We start from the raw sequence: 16,992 nt of genomic DNA on the forward strand, positions 1-16,992 counted from the left end.
CGATGCGTGGCCCTCCCGCGTGCGTCCCGGACGTGCGTCCCGGAAGGTACGTCCCTGAACGTATGTCTCTGAACGTACGTCCCTGAACGTGCGGCACCGAGCGCGGACAGCGCCCCTGGACACGGGGTCAAGACGTCGCGGGGTCACGGTGCCAAGGCGTCACGTGTGACGGTGTGACGGGAACAGCCGCGGGGAGCTGCCGGCGGGCGGCCCCCTCACGCGGGGATGGCCCCTCACGCGGGAGCGGGCCCTCACGCGGGGGCGGGCCCCGGGGCGCCCTTTCGCAGCCGGGTCTTGAGGATCTTGCCGCTGGCGTTGCGCGGGAGTTCGGTGACGAAGGCGACCTCCCGCGGGACCTTGTAATTGGCCATCTCGCGGCGGGACCAGGCGATCAGATCGTCGGCGGTGAGCAGGGAGCCGGGGCGGCGGACCGCATAGGCCTTGCCCACCTCGCCAAGGCGGGGGTCGGGTATGCCGACGACGGCGACATCGGCGATGTCCGGGTGGCGGCCGAGGAGTTGCTCTATCTCGGCCGGATAGGCGTTGAAGCCGCCGACGATGAACATGTCCTTGATGCGGTCGGTGATCCGGAGGTTGCCGTCCGCGTCGAGCACGCCCACATCGCCGGTGCGCAGCCAGCCGTCGGGGGTGATCGCGCGGGCCGTGCCGGCCGGGTCCTCGAAGTAGCCGGACATCACGTGGTAGCCGCGGACCAGTACCTCGCCGGGGTCGCCGGGCGGCACCGGGCGGTCGGCGGCGTCGACGACCCGTACCTCGGTGCCGGGAAGGGCCCGGCCCGAGGTCGCGGCGATCACCTCGGGGGGATCGCCGCGGCGGCACATCGTGACCACACCCGAGCTCTCCGACAGGCCGTATGCGGTCAGGACGGTGGAGATCTTCAGCTCGCTGCGCAGCCGCTCGACCAGCTCCAGGGGGACCACGGCGGCGCCGGTGACGACCAGGCGCAGCGCGGAGAGGTCGTGCAGGGCGCGGGCGGGGTGGTCGAGGAGCTGGCGATGGAGGGTGGGCGGGCCGGGGAGGACGGAGATCCGCTCGGCGGCGATCTTGGCGAGTGCGGTCTCCACGCTGAAGACCGGCTGCGGGATCATCGTTGCGCCGCGCAGCAGACAGGCGATGACCCCGGCCTTGTAGCCGAAGGTGTGGAAGAACGGGTTGATGATCAGGTAGCGGTCGCCCTCCCGGAGGCCGGCCAGTTCGCTCCAGACGTCATAGGCACGCAGGGTCTGCGCATGCGTGATCACGGCGCCCTTGGGATGGCCGGTGGTGCCGGAGGTGAAGACGATGTCCGAGGGGGCGTCGGGGCGCAGCGCGTCGGCCCGGCCGTGGACGGTCTCCGGCGGCACCGCGGCGCCGCCGGCCAGGAACTCCTGCCAGGTGACGAAGTCGGCGGGGGCGTCGTCGGAGAGCACCACGACCTTTTCCAGCCGCGGCAGTCCGGGCAGCGGGCCGTGGCCGGTGCCTTCCCGGGCGGCGCGGCGGAGGGAGGCGACGTAGGACGTGCCGAGGAAGGTGCCGGTGACGAAGAGCAGCTTGGCGCGGGTGCGGCGCAGGACGTAGGCGGCCTCGGTGCCCTTGAAGCGGGTGTTGACGGGGACGAGGACGGCGCCCGCGGTGACGGCACCGAGGGCGGAGACGATCCAGTCGAGGGTATTGGGCGCCCATACGGCCACGCGGTCGCCGGGCGCGACCCCGGAGGCGATACAGGCGGCCGCCGCCCGCTCCACCCGCTCGCCCAACTCGGCGTACGAAACCCGGGTGCGGCCCTCGACCACGGCCTCCCGGGAGCCGTACCGCCGGGCGGCCGCGCGCACCAGACGGGGGATGGCGCCGTACTCCAGGTCCGCCCGCGCGTCCACGTCGTCACGCATCGCACTGCCTCCCGCCGAAGAGCTGTACGCCAGTAGCTGACTGTCCGTCAGATTAGCGGTAGCCTCCTCCGCTGTCAGCACCACTGGCGACCGACCACGGAGGTGGCGATGGGGCCGACCCTCAAGGACGCTACGGCGATAGCCGGCATCGGACAGACCCCGTTCGCCCGGCAACTCCCGGAATCCGAGAAGACCTTGGCCTGCCGGGCGATCGTCGCGGCGCTGGACGACGCCGGGATCGCCCCCTCGGAGGTGGACGCCTTCGCCTCCTACACGATGGAGGAGACCGACGAGGTCGAGATAGCCAAGGCCATCGGCGCCGGGGACGTCACCCACTTCTCCAAGGTCGGCTACGGCGGCGGGGGTTCCTGCGCGACGGTGGCTCATCTGGCCGCCGCCATCGCCACCGGCCAGGCGAGCGTCGGCGTCGCCTGGCGGTCCCGCAAACGCGGCTCGGGACCGCGCCCCTGGAAGAACACCCGGGTCCAGCTGCCCACCCCGGGACAGTGGACCCGCCCCTTCGGACTGCTGCGCCCCGCCGACGAGATCGGCATGCTGGCCCGCCGCTATATGCATGAATACGGCGCCACCCGCGACCACCTCTTCAACGTCGCACTCGCCTGCCGCAACCGGGCCAACCAGAACCCGGCCGCGATCATGTACGAACGCCCGCTGACCCGCGAGATGTACATGACCGCCCGCTGGATCAGCGAGCCGCTCTGCCTCTTCGACAACTGCCTGGAGACCGACGGCGCACTGGCCTGCGTCGTGGTCGCAGCCGGGCGCGCCCGCGACTGCCGGCAGCGGCCCGTCTACGTCCACTCCGCCGCCCAGGGGCTGCCCGCCCAGCACCACGGCATGGTCAATTACTGGAACGACGACCCGCTCACCGGCCCCGCCTGGACGGCCGCCCGGCACCTGTGGAAAGGCGCCGACCTCGGACCACAGGACGTCGACGTGGCACAGATCTATGACGCGTTCACCCCCCTGATCCCCCTCTCGCTGGAGGGCTACGGATTCTGCGGGCGCGGTGAGGGCGCGGCCTTCACCGAGGGCGGCGCGCTGGAGATCGGCGGCCGGCTCCCGCTCAACACGGGCGGCGGCGGCCTCTCCGAGGCGTACGTACACGGTTTCAACCTGATCACCGAAGGCGTCAAGCAGCTGCGCGGCACCAGTACCGCGCAGGTCCCCGACGCCGCCACCTGCCTGGTCACCGCGGGCGAGGGCGTCCCCACCTCGGCCCTGCTGCTGAGGAGTTGATAGGTCATGAACACTCGTGAGCCCGTGCGTGAGTCTGTGCGTGAGTCCGTGCGTGAGTCCGTTCGCGATGGCATGACACCGATCGTGGCACCCGCCACTGACAACCGGCCCGACAGCGGCTCCGACCTGCTGCTTCCCGCCCAGGACGACGACGGCGCGCCCTTCTGGGAGTACGCGGCCCGGGGCGAGCTGCGCATCCAGGCCTGCGCCGACTGCGACGAACTGCGCTTCCCGCCCCGGCCCTGCTGCCCGCACTGCCAGTCCTTCGCCGCCCGCTGGCAGCGGATGAGCGGCCGCGGCCGCATCTGGTCCTATGTGCTGCCGCACCCGCCGCTGCTGCCCGCGTACGCCGAGCAGCCGGGCTACAACGCGATCGTCGTGGAGCTGGCCGAGGCCCCGCGCATCCGCCTCGTCGGCAACCTCGTCACCGCCGCCGACGCCCCCCTCAACTCCGTCGACCCGGCCCGGCTGCGCATCGGCGCCCCGGTGAAGACCGTCTTCCACACCATGCCAGGAGGCGTGACCGTACCCCGCTGGCTCCTGGAGCGGCCATGACGGTCCGCACGGAGATCGAGGACGGGGTCGCGCTGGTCACCCTCGACCGGCCCGAGCGGCACAACGCCGTCGACCTCGACACCGCCGCCGAACTCGCCGACACCTGGCGGGCGTTCCGCTTCGACGACACCGTACGGGCCGCGGTGCTCACCGGCGCCGGCGGCCGGGCCTTCTGCACCGGAATCGACCGCTCCGCCGACGTCCCCCAGCCCTCCTCGCCCTTCTCCCTCGACGATCCGCTGCTCCGGATCGGCCCGAAGGCCAACGACCTGTGGAAGCCGGTCATCGCCGCCGTCGAGGGCATGGCCTGCGGCGGTGCCTTCTATCTCCTGGGCGAGGCCGAGTTCCTCATTGCCGCCGAGAACGCCACGTTCTTCGACCCGCACACCACCTACGGGATGGTGAGCGCGTACGAGTCCGTCCACATGGCGCAGCGGATGCCCTACGGGGAGGCCGCCCGGCTGGCCCTGATGGGGACGGCGGAGCGGCTGGGCGCCCCTCGGGCGTACGAGATCGGCCTGGTCTCCGAGCTGACCGCACCCGGCGCCGCGGCCGAGGTGGCGCGGCAGCGCGCGGGCGTGCTCGCCGCCCAGCCGACCGAGGCGGTCCAGGGCACCGTACGGGCCCTGTGGGCGGCCAGGGAGGCGGCCAGATCGCAGGCCCTGGCGCACGCCCCCCAGCTGATCGCGCTGGGCAGTCTGCCCGCCGACCGACAGGCCGCCCTGTTCGCCGCCCGTAAGCGGCAGGGCGACGGGACCGGCGACCGGGCCGACGGGCGGCACGGCAACCAGGACGGCGGGCGGAGCGGCGGCCAAAACGGCGGGCAGAGCGGTCACCCCCTGGTCAGGTGACCCCGCACCCACGGGTCACATACGGGTCTTGTGCGCCCGGGTGATCTCGCAGGTGAACCAGAACTGCCCGATGGAGGACTGGTTGACGGTGTACTTGGCGGTGTACGTCTCGGTGTCGCCGGGACCGACGGTGATCGAGCGCTCGTGCAGCCCGTACGCCTTGCCGTCGGCCGGCTTGGCCTTCATCCAGTTGACGGCCATGTCGTAGGAGAAGGAATCGTTCAGGGACGGGTTGGTGATGGAGACCGTGTACGTGAACTGGCGCAGCGAATCGGAGAAGTCGCAGCTGCTGCCGCGGACGTCCGACCGCCCGTCCGGGTCGTAGGTCTCCTCGGTCGGCGAGGGCGAGTAGGTGGGCTCGTAGGACGGGGTCACGTCGTAGCTGCTGGTGTACGTGGGGCTCGGCATGGAGACCGGCACCCTCACCCGGGGCCGTCCGAAGGCACAGCCGCCGACCGTGGCCACCGTCACCAGCGCCAGCCCGGCCGCGACCGCTGTCCTGGTACCCGTACGGGCGCCCCCGCGGATGCCCGTACTTCTGCGCGTGCGCTGCTTCATGCTGCCCATCCCCCGTGGAAAACTCTGAGCCCGTCACTCTTGAATTGACGCGTGCACGGCACCCTAGCAAGCACCGGTGACACCCCTTACGGGCCCCGGCAACGCGTGCGGGCGTACTTGTCTCGCGAGCACAAAGGCTCAGGCGTAGCGTCGGTCCCGGAGGATGACCGGACGACCCGAAACGAGGCGACGCCCGTGGTGCGCAACGTTCTCGGGTCGCTGATGGCCCTCGTCGGAGCGACGGCCGCCGTCTGGAGCCCCTTCCGTCCCTGGTACGACGGCCGTCACGGCAATGACGTGCGGATTGAGGACCTCTTCAACGGGCTCACCCGCACCAGCGCCGCGCTCTTCGGTTCCCTGCTCCTCCCTATGGCGTTCGCCGCCCTGCTGACCCTGATCGGTGTCGCCCTGCGCTCCCGGGTGCTGATCACCCTCGCGGGCCTGGTGGTGCTGGGTTTCACGATCCTGTGGATGGTCCGCCAGGGACAGGCCGCGACCGAACTGACGGCCGGCGCCCGCGGGCTGGGAGTGGGCGTCGCCAACGCCCTGGGCGGCGGCGCGCTGCTGCTGCTCGGCGCCCTGATCATGCGGGGCCGCCCCCGCCGGGTCTACGACCCCCGTTACGACGACCGGCAGTACGACGACCGGCAGTACGACGACGGCCACTACGGACGCTATGCGCACGATGAGCGCTACGACGAGCGCGCGCCCTACGACCCCTACACGCCCTATCCCCCGGGGACGCCCGAACCGTGGGATGCAGGCCGCCCAGGGGCCGAGGAGTGGAACCCGGAGCCGTACCCGACCGGCCCCGGCCCCGCGGGCCCCCCGGCCGGCCCCGGAGGTGGCCCCTACAGGCAGCAGGAGGACACCCCCACCACGCCGCTGCCGATCACCCCACCGCCACCACCGCCCCCGCAACAACAGCGACAGCAACAGCAGTGGACGCAAGCACAACAACGGCAGCAGCAACCGCCCCCACAGCAGCCCCCACCGGCTCCCCCGCCGCCACCAACCATGCCGGCCCATAAACAGCCGCCCACACCTCCGGTGGAGTGGGGCAAGGAGCACCGGCAGCCGCGCCCCGCCCAGCCCGAACGGCCCGCACAGCCCGAGCAACCCGAACGGCGCGAACAGCCCCCGGAGGACCGGGAGTAGACACCCGGGCAGATAGGGGACGCGCGGCCCGTCGCGGCCCGTCACAGCAAAACCGCGGCGTCACAAGCCCGGTGCCACGCCCGTGGCGTCACGAGTCCGGTGTCACCAGCCCGGCGTCACGCCCTCGGTAGCGCCCCCGGCGTCACCAGCGCCCGGCATCACGCCCTCGGTAGCGCATCCGGCATCACGACCGCCGTATCGCCCCCGATATCACGCCCCGGCGTCACGACCGCCGCGCCAGCCCCGTCCCCTTGGCCGCGTCCAGCGCGTACACACAACGGTCCTTGCTGCAGGCGTACACCACACCGCCGACCGCCACCGGTGAGCCGGTGATCTCGCCGCCGGTCGCCAGCTTCCAGCGCAGCTGGCCGCCCATCGCGTCGAGCGTGTAGAGGCAGTGGTCGGCGGAGCCGAAGTGCACCCGGCCCTCCGCGACGACCGGTGCGCCGACGACCTCCGCGCCGGCCTGGAACCGCCAGCGCGGGGTGCCGGTCACCGCGTCGAGTGTGTAGAGCGCCTTGCCGCTGCCCAGATGGACCGCGCCGTGTGCGACCAGCACCGGTTCGGTGGACTGCCGTGCCTCGGTGGCGATCCGCCAGCGGTCGCGGCCGTCCGCCGGGTCCAGCGCGTAGACCGTGCCGAGGTAGTCCGCCAGATAGACGCCGCCGCCCGTGACGGCGGGGCCGGGGGCGAAGGCGGGCGGGCTCAGGAACACCGCGGGCGCCTCGAAGTGCCAGCGCACATCGCCGCGCGCGATGTCGATCGCCAGCACCCGGGTACCGGCCACGACATAGACGGTTCCGTCCGACGCCGGCAGCAGCCGCATCGGCACCCCGCCGCAGGACGCGGCGTCGCCCACCGGGTACGACCAGCGCTCGGCGCCGGTCCGCGCTTCCAGTGCCTTGAGCCGGGCGTCCGCCCAGACGAAGACCGTGCCCTCGTGCACCACGGGCCCGGCCTCGGCGGTCTCGAAGTCGGTCTGGACGCCGCCGGTCTCCCACAGCCGTTCGCCGGTGGCGGCTTCCCAGGCCTGGACGCCGCCCCCGCGGGTGCTGGTGACGACGGTCCCGCGGTCGACCTTGAGGGCGTAGACCCAGCCCTCGGTGTTCAGCCGCCAGCGCTCGGTGCCGTCGTCGGCGTCCAGCGCGTACAGGCTCGGGCCGTCCGAGGCATGGATCCGGCCGTCCGCGACCGCCATCGCCCAGGCGACGTCACGGGTCTTGAACTTGCGGCGTCCGCTGGCCACATCGAGCGCGTGCACCTCGAAGGAGGTGACGTAGAGCAGGTCGTCGGCGACGGCGGGGGTGCCCCACACATCGTTCGACATCCGGAACCGCCAGGGGCGCCAGCGGCCCGGTTCGGCGGGCGGTGCCTCGGGCGGCGGGGGCGGCGCGGCCTCGCCGCGGGCCGGGCTCTCGCCGCCGTGGGCCGCGCCCTGCTGGGGCACCCTGGCCGTGGGTCCGGCACCGGGCGGTCGTACCCAGTTCGTCGCGGCACCGGCCTGCCCGCGCGGCGGCGGTGCGTCGGCGCGCGGCCCCGGCCCTATCGGGGCGGGCGAGCCACCGAGCTGTACCGGACCGGCGGCACCGTCCCCGGTGACGGACGACGGGGCGGGTGGTGCGGAGGACAGTGCGGCGGCGGGGGACGGTGCGGCGGCGGGCGGCGGTGCGGACACCGGGGTCACCCGGGCCGTCGAGGCGTCCGGGCCGAGCACCGCGGGCTGCGGCATCGGGCCGGGATGGGCACCGCGCGGATCGCTGCCGCGGTGTGCGCCGGGGCCCGCGCCGATCTGACCGGGCCAGCCGGACTCCGCAGCGGCGGGGGCGCTCTCCGGCCGCGGCGGCGCCTGGGCGGGCTGTGCTGCGGGCATCGGGGGCGACGCGGGCGGGGCCGGCGGCGCGGCGGGCGCCGCACGGCCGCCACCGCGGCCGGAACCGGCCCGCTGACCGTTGCCGGAGACGGAGGAGCGGCCGCCGCGCCGGCTCTCGATGAGGCCCACCGCGCCGGACGGCAGCCAGGCCGAGGCGGTACCGCTGTCGTCGCTGCCGGAGCCGAAGAGGTGCGGCGCGAGCTGGGACTGCAGATCGGCGGGGGACGGCCGCTGGCCGGCCTCCATCTGCATACAGGACTCCATGAGCGGCCGGAGTTCGTCCGGCAGCCCCGCCAGGTCCGGGCCCTCACGCAGCAGCATGAAGACGGTCTCGACGGGGTTGGCGCCATGGAACGGCGCATGTCCGGTGGCGGCGAAGACCAGCGTCGACCCGAGGGAGAAGACATCGCTCGCGCCCGTCACACTGCGCGAGTCACGGGCCTGCTCGGGTGACATGTAGGCGGGCGTGCCCACGGCCACATTGGTCATCGTCAGACGGGTGTTGGACACCCCGGAGGCGATACCGAAGTCGATCACCCGGGGGCCGTCCTCGACGACCAGCACATTCGACGGCTTCAGGTCGCGGTGCACCAGGCCCGCGCCGTGGATGGACTGCAGCGCCTCGGCGATGCCGGCCGCCAGCCAGCGCACCGCCTGGGCCGGGAGCGGCCCGCACTCATTGACTATTTCCTCAAGGGAGGGCGCGGGGACGTAGGCCGTCGCGAGCCAGGGCACCGCCGCGCGCGGGTCGGCGTCCACCACCGCGGCCGTGTAGAAGCCGCTGACCGCGCGGGCCGCCTCGACCTCGCGTGTGAAGCGGACCCGGAACAGCTGGTCCTCGGCGAGCTCGGTACGCACCGTCTTGATCGCCACGCGCCGGCCGGACGCCGAGCGCGCCAGATAGACCAGTCCCATGCCGCCGGCCCCGAGACGGCCGAGCACCTCGAACGGGCCGATCCGCCGGGGATCGTGCTGCGTCAGCTGCTTCAGCTGCTCCACCACTTGCCTGCCACCTCCCCGTGGGGCGTAAAAAAAGAGACTCTCAATAGCCACGAGCCGCCGAGAGCCACTGCCCCGTGCAGCGTCTCACCGCCTGGCCGAAACGGCCGTACGCGTGGTGATTCTTCCTGGCCGAGCCGACGGTTGCGAACCCGGGGCCTGTCCGCCGTGTCACGGCATACCCCCCGTAGCCCGCACCGGGCCCGTTACCCGACGTAACCCCACCCCGTCTGACGTGCTCCGATACGTCCGGGGACGGGCGATTGCCGGTCGGGTTACCGGTCGGTTGTGAATCCCCTGCACGCGGCACCGCCCGATATATGGATGTTCACCATTCCGTTTGACGGGCACCCGAAGAGATCGGTTCAGCCTCTGGAGCATCCGGTGGCCGCGGTGGCCGAAACCATGCCGTTCCACCGACCGCACACACCCATCCCCCACCGGTCATGCCATCCCCGTCGTCGCTTCCGGCCCCACGCCCCAATTCTGCGCGTTCGAAGGTCATTTCGGCGCCATCACACCTGGCGTGGCGCCTTGATTGACGTGCGGGCAGCAGAAAGCGCCGCCTGCCGCGGCGGCCATATGTCCAAGCTAGCGCCGGTTCGCGAAGTCTGCCCGACAGGAATTCGAACGCAGGGCCGATTCCCGTGAGCCCCGCGGAGGGCGGCGGAACCGGCGGGGGAGCGGGGAGGAAGTTCAACTGATGGCCACTGTCGTGCACTTGTTGCACGGAGGGTGACCACTTATCCACCAAAGTTGTCCACAGGCTGTTGATAACACTGTTCACTGGTTCGGACCAACCAGTGCCATACAAGCCGTGATCGCGGGCGGGCCTGCTACCAGGGCGCTCCCGGGGGCCGCGCACCCTTAACTCCCCCATCCCCATTTGCAGGCAGCCAAATCGCGCTCCGATCACCCCTCGGTAAGCTGACGGCATGACAGGACAAGTTCGAACCGTCGACGGCAGAGTTGCCGGCCGCCGCGGACAGGCGACGCGGCAAAAGCTTCTCGACTGCCTCAGTGAAATGCTCAGTTCGTCCCCCTATCGGGACGTCAAGGTCATCGATGTAGCCCGAAAAGCGGGGACTTCACCCGCAACGTTCTATCAGTACTTCCCGGACGTCGAGGGCGCCGTCCTCGAAATCGCCGAGGAGATGGCCAAAGAAGGCGCCACTCTGACCGATCTTGTCGCCGGACGCTCCTGGGTGGGCAAATCCGCCTGGCAGGCGGCGGAGGACCTGGTCGAGGGCTTTCTCTCCTTCTGGCGCAAGCACGACGCGATTCTGCGCGTCATCGACCTGGGTGCGGCCGAGGGCGACAAGCGTTTCTACAAGATCCGCATGAAGATCCTCAATGCCGTCACCAACTCCCTTACGGACTCCATCAAGGACCTCCAGAGCAAGAACAAGGTCGACAAGGACGTGAGCCCCGCCGCCATCGCCGGCTCGATCGTCGCGATGCTGGCGGCGGTCGCCGCGCATCAGAAGGGCTTCCAGAGCTGGGGCGTCAAACAGGCCGAGCTCAAGCCGAATCTGTCGCTGCTGGTGCACCTCGGCGTCACCGGAAAGAAGCCGACCAAATAACGAAGCAACCGCAATAGCAGTCGGGGAAGCGGCCGGAGAAGCTGCCGCGCCTCGAAGTCCCGGTGCTCCCGGGACGGTTCGCCATCGGTCCTGTGTCCGTCCTGCCATAGCTGTACACCACACGCAGCGGGCGCCGCGCGGCCCCTCCGGGGTTCGGCACGGCGCCCGCTGCGCGTATGCGGCGCACCGGCCGGGCAGGAGTCGACCGGCCCGCTGCGCACCGGCTCGCTCAGCGCCGCTCCAGCCGGAACAGCCGGATCTCCCGCGTCACCCGCGCCTGATACGCGGCGTACGGAGGCCAGAGCGCCAGCGCCGCCCGCCAAGCCTGCGCCCGCTCCGCACCGGTCAGCAGCCGGGCCCGCACCGGAATGTCCCGGCCCCGCCAACTCACCTCGGCCTCCGGATTCTTGAGCAGGTTTCCGGTCCAGGCCGGATGCCCCGGCCGCCCGAAGTTGCTGCCGACCAGCAGCCAGCTGCCGCCCTCCTCCGGTACGCACGCCAGCGGAGTACGCCGTGGCCGCCCGCTCCTGGCACCGGTCGCGGTCAGCACCACACCCGGCAGCATCCGTGCGCTGAGCAGCACCTTTCCACGGGTCAGCCGGTGCACCGCGCGGTCCAGGGCGGGGATGACATGCGGCGCGATCCGGGCGAACGTACGGGTCGCGGAGACCTTCATGAGCAACCGCTCACCCGACGGCATCAGACCTCCACCGCCTCCGGCACACGGCCCGGGGCACCGGCCCGCTCCCCGCCTCCGCCCGGCTCCCCCGCCCCGTCCGGGAACAGCCCCGCCTCCTCGGCGGCCCGCGCGCGCAGCCGGTGCACGGGCCCCAGCAGCAGTTCGTCGCAGGCCGCGCGCTTGAAGTACAGATGTGCCTCGTGTTCCCAGGTGAAGCCGATTCCGCCGTGCAGCTGCACCGCCTCGGCCGCCACCGCCCGCAGGGTCTCCAGCGCCTGCGCGAGCGCCAGCGCCCCCACCCCGGGCTCGGCCGCACCGTACGGACCGGCGGTGCCCCCGGGCGCGGACGGTCCGCCGCCCGCCGACCACGCCGCGTAGTACGCCGCCGAGCGGGCCGCCTGCAGCCGCACGTACAGATCGGCGAGCCGGTGCTGGACCGCCTGGAACGCGCCGATGGGCCGGCCGAACTGTTCACGCTGCTGAACATGGGCGACGGTACGGGCCAGCGCCGTATCGGCCGCGCCGACCGCCTCGGCGGCCAGCACCGCGGCCGCCGTCACCCCCGTCGCGGCGAGCGCCCCGGCCACCGCCGCCTCGTCGCCGTCCCCTTCCCCCAGCAACTCGGCCGGTACCTCGCGCAGTTCGAGGCGCGCCTGCGGCCGGGTCTCGTCCAGTGCGGTCTGCCGGGCCCGCAGCAGACCGGGCACACCGGCCTCCGCGCCGGACCGGGCATCGCCCCCGCCCGGCGCCCGTACGAGAAAGAGCAGGGTGCGGCTGTGCGCGAAGCCACCGGTGTGTGCGGCCACCACCAGCACGTCCGCGGTGTGCCCGTTGAGCACCTGCGCGGCCTCCCCGTACAGCCGCCAGCCGCCCGCCGGCCGCCCACCGCCCTCCGAAGGGGCGTCCTCCCCCTGCACTCTCCTCGCCTGGATTCCGCCGGCCCGGCCGCCGCCCGCCCAGCCGCCGTCGTTCGGCCCGGTCAGCGCCAGTGCGGTGGCGAGCCGGCCACCCGGCACGGCCAGCGTCGCGGTCAGCTCCCCGGCGGCGAGGGCCGGGAGCAGTGCGGTGCGCTGGCGCTCGCTGCCCAGCGCGAGGAGGAGCGGGGCGGCCAGTGCGGCGGTGGCGACCAGCGGTGAGGGGAGGACGGCGCGGCCGGTTTCCTCGCAGGCCAGGGCGAGTTCGGTGGGCCCGCAGCCCACCCCTCCGTACACCGTGGGCAGCGCCAGACCGGGCAGACCGAGCCGGCCGGCGAGCTGCTGCCACAGCTGGGTGTCGTACCCCGGTGGGGTGCGTACCGCCGCCTTGACCTCGTCCGGACCGCAGCGTTTGAGCAGCAGTTCGCGCAGCGTACGGCGGATTTCGTGCTGCTCCTCGGTGAACGCGGCATCCATCGGCGGGCTCCTCCCGGCCGTGCGACAACGCCCGTCCGGTACGACGGGCCCCCGCTTCCGATCTGACGGGCCGTCATAGTAGGGACGGGGGGTGCACTTTCCTAGGCCGGGTCCGCAAGTCGTCGGCGCCGCGGGGGAATGCGGGCTCAGGCCACCCGGAAGGCAGGACGGAGCCGGGTCACGTCACCGCGACCCGGCTCCCTCGGGCTCGCCGCCCGGTCAGCGGATGAGATGGACGGTGAGCGTCGTCTCCGTGTCACTGACGTTGACGGCGTGGACGGAGCCGTGGGCGGTGCGGTAACGCCCGGTGCCCCCGGTGATCGCGAGATCGATGTTGCCGGGGCCGGCGGCTGTGACGGTGAACCGGCCCTGCACGGTGAGCTGTCCCAGGGGAAGCGCGAGGTCGGACGCGCACTGGAGGTCGAACTCATCGGCCGGGGCGGTCCGGGTCAGCGTGCAGATCTGACTGTAGGTACCGACCTGGACGATGCCGCGGAAGAGATTCCCGCTGATGACGAATTCGTCGCCCTGGCTGGGCCCGGACGAGCCGTCCACATCGACGAAGGTTCCCTGAGTCTGCTTTGCGACCAGCTGGAAGACGGTCTCTCCCGGGGGAAAGGAATCGGCGGCGGCGGCCGATGCCGCGGGTGCGCAGAAAAGGATGGCCGACAATCCGGTGGCCGCGCTCAGCAGAACCTGCTTGAAGTGACGCACAGTTTTCTCCTCTGGGACTGGAAGGGAATTGCACTGACGCTGTGCCGTGAGGCACTTTCCTTCCCGGACCGATATCGCGTGGACGGCATGGCCCCCGCGACTCCCGCCCGGCCCGTCGGCCGGGATTCCGGTCGGCCGGAAACTCGGTGTGCCGGTGCCGCGCCGGCCGGCCGGATCCGCCCGGTCGGCCGTTCGGCGTGCCCGGTGGATCAGATATCGGGATCGGCGACGTAGGTGAACCCCCCGGAGGGGGTGTCCCCGCCGCGGCCGATGACCGTGACGTCGACGGTGCCGGGAGCGCCGCTGGGCGGGGACGTGGCGATCACGGTGGTGTCCGAGATGACCCCGAAGGGCGCCAGGATGCCGTTGAAGGTGACCTGCTCGGTGTAGGCCAGGCCGGTGCCGGTGATCGTCACCTCGGTGCCGCCGGAGGTCGGTCCCGTGTTGGGGCTGATGTCGGTGACGGTGGACGGGCTGACGTAGGTGTAGGTCAGCCCGCCGGCGCTGCCGCCCGCGGTGATCACGGTGACGGCGACGCCGCCCGGCCCCGGGGCACCGGCGGCCCGCACGGTGATCTGGGTGTCGGAGACGCTCTGGATCACGGCGCGGGTGACGCCGAAGTACACATCGATCGCCCCGGAGAGGTTGCGTCCGGTGAGGACGATCTCGTCGTCACTGCCGCCGACGGGCCCCGAGGCGGGGCTGATGCCGGTGAGGGCGGGCAACGGCACGTAGTAGAAGGTGCCGAGGAAGCCGGTGCCACCTGGGGTGGTGACCGTCACGGGGGCGACACCGGCTCCGGCGGGGCTGGTGACGGTCAGCGAGGTATCCGTATTGGCGGTGACGGCGGCCGGGGTGGCGCCGAAGCGTACGGCGGTGGCGTTGGCCAGGTGGTGGCCGGTCACCGTCACGGTGGCGCCGCCCGCCGTGGACCCCTGGTCGGGAATCACGGTCGTCGCGAGGACGCCGACGGTGCCGGCATCGGCGTTGACCACATAGGCGTGCGTCCCGTCGGGGAAGACCGCGATGCTGGTGGGGCCGGCGCCCACGCCGATGTTCTCGACGACGGTGTTCGTGGCGGTGTCGATCACACTCACCGTGTCCGGGAGGGAATTCGCCACGTACACATGGGCGCTGTCCGGGCTCACCACCACGGAACGCGGCTGGGCGCTGACGCCGATGGTGTCGGTGACGGCGCCGAGGGCGGTATCGATCACGCTCACCGTGGAGTTGCCGACGTTGGTGACATAGAGGCGACTGCCGTCCGGGGTCAGCGCCAGCAGGATGGGGACGGGGCCGGCGGTGATCGTGTCGACGACGGTGTTCGTGGCGGTGTCGATCACGAACACCGCCCCCGAGTTGAAGCACGCCACGTAGGCGCGGGTCCCGTCCGGGGTGATCGCCACGCCGGTCGCCCCACCCCCGACGGTGATGGTGTCGGTGACGGTGTCGGTGGCCGTGTCGATCACGGTCACCGTGTTGCCGGCCTGCTGGCTCACATAGAGGCGGCTGCCGTCCGGGGTGATCGCCGCCACCGCCGCTCCCACCCCTACAGGGATGTCCGTGATGATGGCGTTGGTGGCGGTGTCGACCACGCTGACGAGACCGGCGTCGGCGACGACCACATAGGCACGGATGCCGTCCGGCGCGACCGCGACGGAGCTGGGGCCGGCCCCCGTGGGAATGGTGTCGCTGACGGTGTCGGTGGCGGTGTCGATCACGCTGACCGTGTTCGAGCCCCGGTTGGCGACATAGGCACGGGCCCCGTCGGGCGAAAGAGCAATTCCCTGGGGCAGCGCCCCCACCGGAATCACGGCCCCGGCCACAAAAGCTGCACGTAATCCGGAATCCCGCGCCTGCGCAGGCACCGGAATGTGTGGTGTAAAGGCGAACATGACACTCCCTGAGGCAGGCGGGACGGTCCTGTCCCACACACGGAAATGTCTGCTCCGCCGTATGGGCAAACAGCGAGCAGTCAACCAGCCTGGAGCGGCCGGCGAAATGCACAAAGCGATGTGAGAATACCCTTCCCCGGAAGTCTTTTAAAGGGCGCCGCATATCTCCGATTCTCCGATAATCCTTTTGGGTTGACCTCTTCGGGCGGCGCGGCGCGAACAGCGGGAGTGGCCGGAGCGGCCGAGGCCGCATTCAGGCCACTGGGCGCGGGGGGCGGAAGGCGGAGGGCGGAGGGCAGCCGTCGGAGGCCGCACTCGGCGCCCTGCCCACCCTGCCCACCCCACCCAATCTGATGTACCGTCAGATTCATGTCTTCAGGGACCACTTACGGGAATCGCAAGGTCGCCGTCGCCGGAGTCGCCCTGTCCGCCTGCGGACGCGTGGACCAGGCCACCCCGTACGCCCTGCACGCCCAGGCCGCCCGCCGGGCACTCGCCGACAGCGGACTGGACCGTTCGGTGATCGACGGCTTCGCCTCGGCCGGCCTCGGCACCCTCGCGCCCGTCGAGGTCGCCGAATACCTGGGCCTGCACCCCACCTGGGTCGACTCCACGTCGGTCGGCGGCGCCACCTGGGAAGTGCTCGCCGCGCACGCCGCCGACGCGATCGCCGCCGGCCATGCCAACGCCGTACTCCTCGTGTACGGCTCCACCGCCCGCGCCGACATCAAGGCCGGGCGCCGTACCTCGAACCTCTCCTTCGGCGCCCGTGGCCCGCTCCAGTTCGAGGTCCCCTACGGGCACACCCTGATCGCCAAATACGCCATGGCGGCCCGCCGCCATATGCACCAATACGGCACCACCCTGGAGCAGTTGGCCCAGGTCGCGGTCCAGGCGCGCGCCAACGCGGCGGCCAATCCGGACGCCATGTACCGCGACCCGATCACCGTCGACGATGTGCTGGACGGACCGGTGATCGCCGACCCGTTCACCAAACTGCACTGCTGCATTCGCTCCGACGGCGGCTGCGCGGTCCTGCTCGTCGCCGAGGACTACGTACAGGACCTGGCCAAACCTCCGGTATGGGTACTCGGTTCGGGCACCGCGGTGTCGCACACCACCATGTCGGAGTGGGACGACTTCACCGTCTCCCCCGCGGCGGTCTCCGGCCGGCTGGCCTTCGCCCGCGCCGGGGTCCGCCCCGCCGAGATCGACCTCGCCGAGCTCTACGACGCCTTCACCTATATGACCTTGGTGACGCTGGAGGACCTGGGCTTCTGCGCCAAGGGCGAGGGCGGCGCGTTCGTCGGGAAGGGACGGCTGCTGCGGGACGGGGAGTTGCCGGTCAACACCGACGGAGGCGGGCTGGCCGCCTGCCACCCCGGTATGCGGGGCCTGTTCCTGCTGGTCGAGGCGGTACGCCAGCTCCGCGGCGAGGCCGGCCCCGACCGCCAGGTACGCAAACCCGACGGCCGGCTGCCCCAGCTCGCGGTCGCCTCCGGCACCGGCGGCTGGTTCTGCTCGTCGGGGACGGTGGTGTTGGGGCGGGGGTGACCTTCCGGGCACCGGGCCGGGGAAGACCGGGCGGGA

At 71.9% G+C, this 16,992-nt stretch carries 13 protein-coding genes; 6 read left to right on the forward strand and 7 right to left on the reverse strand.

Annotated elements, in window-relative coordinates; all coding sequences use genetic code 11:
- Positions 1–251: 251 nt before the first annotated feature.
- On the reverse strand, positions 252–1,889 hold the full coding sequence (locus AB0C46_RS11885) for a FadD3 family acyl-CoA ligase (protein WP_362827647.1): 1,638 nt from the start codon (positions 1,887–1,889) through the stop codon (positions 252–254).
- A gap of 108 nt (positions 1,890–1,997) precedes the next feature.
- Here AB0C46_RS11885 and AB0C46_RS11890 point away from each other — a divergent pair, with 108 nt between their 5' ends.
- The 3 genes from AB0C46_RS11890 to AB0C46_RS11900 all read left to right on the forward strand — a co-directional run bounded on the left by AB0C46_RS11890 (position 1,998) and on the right by AB0C46_RS11900 (position 4,555).
- Complete coding sequence (locus AB0C46_RS11890; protein WP_362827648.1) at positions 1,998–3,149, forward strand: lipid-transfer protein; 1,152 nt, start codon at positions 1,998–2,000, stop codon at positions 3,147–3,149.
- A 72-nt stretch (positions 3,150–3,221) separates the two neighbouring features.
- Positions 3,222–3,704, forward strand: coding sequence for an OB-fold domain-containing protein (locus AB0C46_RS11895; protein WP_362827697.1), 483 nt, complete (start codon positions 3,222–3,224; stop codon positions 3,702–3,704).
- On the forward strand, positions 3,701–4,555 hold the full coding sequence (locus tag AB0C46_RS11900) for an enoyl-CoA hydratase/isomerase family protein (protein WP_362827649.1): 855 nt from the start codon (positions 3,701–3,703) through the stop codon (positions 4,553–4,555). The genes AB0C46_RS11895 and AB0C46_RS11900 overlap by 4 nt, the downstream gene beginning before the upstream one ends.
- 15 nt (positions 4,556–4,570) lie before the next feature.
- Here AB0C46_RS11900 and AB0C46_RS11905 read toward each other — a convergent pair whose 3' ends face one another.
- Positions 4,571–5,113, reverse strand: coding sequence for a hypothetical protein (locus AB0C46_RS11905; RefSeq protein WP_362827650.1), 543 nt, complete (start codon positions 5,111–5,113; stop codon positions 4,571–4,573).
- A gap of 195 nt (positions 5,114–5,308) precedes the next feature.
- Between AB0C46_RS11905 and AB0C46_RS11910 the strand changes: the two genes are divergently transcribed.
- Positions 5,309–6,271, forward strand: coding sequence for a hypothetical protein (locus AB0C46_RS11910; RefSeq protein ID WP_362827651.1), 963 nt, complete (start codon positions 5,309–5,311; stop codon positions 6,269–6,271).
- Between the two features lie 223 nt (positions 6,272–6,494).
- On the opposite strand, the gene AB0C46_RS11915 is transcribed toward AB0C46_RS11910, so the two are convergent.
- Positions 6,495–9,143 carry a PQQ-binding-like beta-propeller repeat protein gene (locus AB0C46_RS11915; protein ID WP_362827652.1) on the reverse strand — a complete coding sequence of 883 codons (2,649 nt, stop codon included), beginning with the start codon at positions 9,141–9,143 and terminating at the stop codon, positions 6,495–6,497.
- A 932-nt stretch (positions 9,144–10,075) separates the two neighbouring features.
- Between AB0C46_RS11915 and AB0C46_RS11920 the strand changes: the two genes are divergently transcribed.
- Positions 10,076–10,723 (forward strand): TetR family transcriptional regulator, encoded by a 648-nt coding sequence (locus AB0C46_RS11920; protein WP_362827653.1) that lies wholly within the window; start codon positions 10,076–10,078, stop codon positions 10,721–10,723.
- 229 nt (positions 10,724–10,952) lie between these two features.
- On the opposite strand, the gene AB0C46_RS11925 is transcribed toward AB0C46_RS11920, so the two are convergent.
- From AB0C46_RS11925 to AB0C46_RS11940, 4 genes are all read right to left on the reverse strand, one after another.
- A complete protein-coding gene (locus tag AB0C46_RS11925; RefSeq protein WP_362827654.1) occupies positions 10,953–11,423 on the reverse strand; it encodes a nitroreductase family deazaflavin-dependent oxidoreductase in 471 nt (156 codons plus the stop codon).
- The gene (locus AB0C46_RS11930; RefSeq protein WP_362827655.1) at positions 11,423–12,793 is read right to left on the reverse strand and encodes an acyl-CoA dehydrogenase family protein; all 1,371 of its coding nucleotides are present in this window, start codon (positions 12,791–12,793) and stop codon (positions 11,423–11,425) included. The genes AB0C46_RS11925 and AB0C46_RS11930 overlap by 1 nt, the downstream gene beginning before the upstream one ends.
- 219 nt (positions 12,794–13,012) lie before the next feature.
- Positions 13,013–13,507 carry a hypothetical protein gene (locus AB0C46_RS11935; RefSeq protein WP_362827656.1) on the reverse strand — a complete coding sequence of 165 codons (495 nt, stop codon included), beginning with the start codon at positions 13,505–13,507 and terminating at the stop codon, positions 13,013–13,015.
- Between the two features lie 209 nt (positions 13,508–13,716).
- Complete coding sequence (locus AB0C46_RS11940) at positions 13,717–15,333, reverse strand: IPT/TIG domain-containing protein (RefSeq protein WP_362827657.1); 1,617 nt, start codon at positions 15,331–15,333, stop codon at positions 13,717–13,719.
- A 438-nt stretch (positions 15,334–15,771) separates the two neighbouring features.
- On the opposite strand from AB0C46_RS11940, the gene AB0C46_RS11945 reads away from it, so the two are divergent.
- Positions 15,772–16,956 carry an acetyl-CoA acetyltransferase gene (locus tag AB0C46_RS11945; protein ID WP_362827658.1) on the forward strand — a complete coding sequence of 395 codons (1,185 nt, stop codon included), beginning with the start codon at positions 15,772–15,774 and terminating at the stop codon, positions 16,954–16,956.
- Positions 16,957–16,992: the final 36 nt, after the last annotated feature.

The sequence above is a fragment of the Streptomyces sp. NPDC048637 genome (assembly GCF_040650675.1).
Classification (GTDB): domain Bacteria; phylum Actinomycetota; class Actinomycetes; order Streptomycetales; family Streptomycetaceae; genus Streptomyces.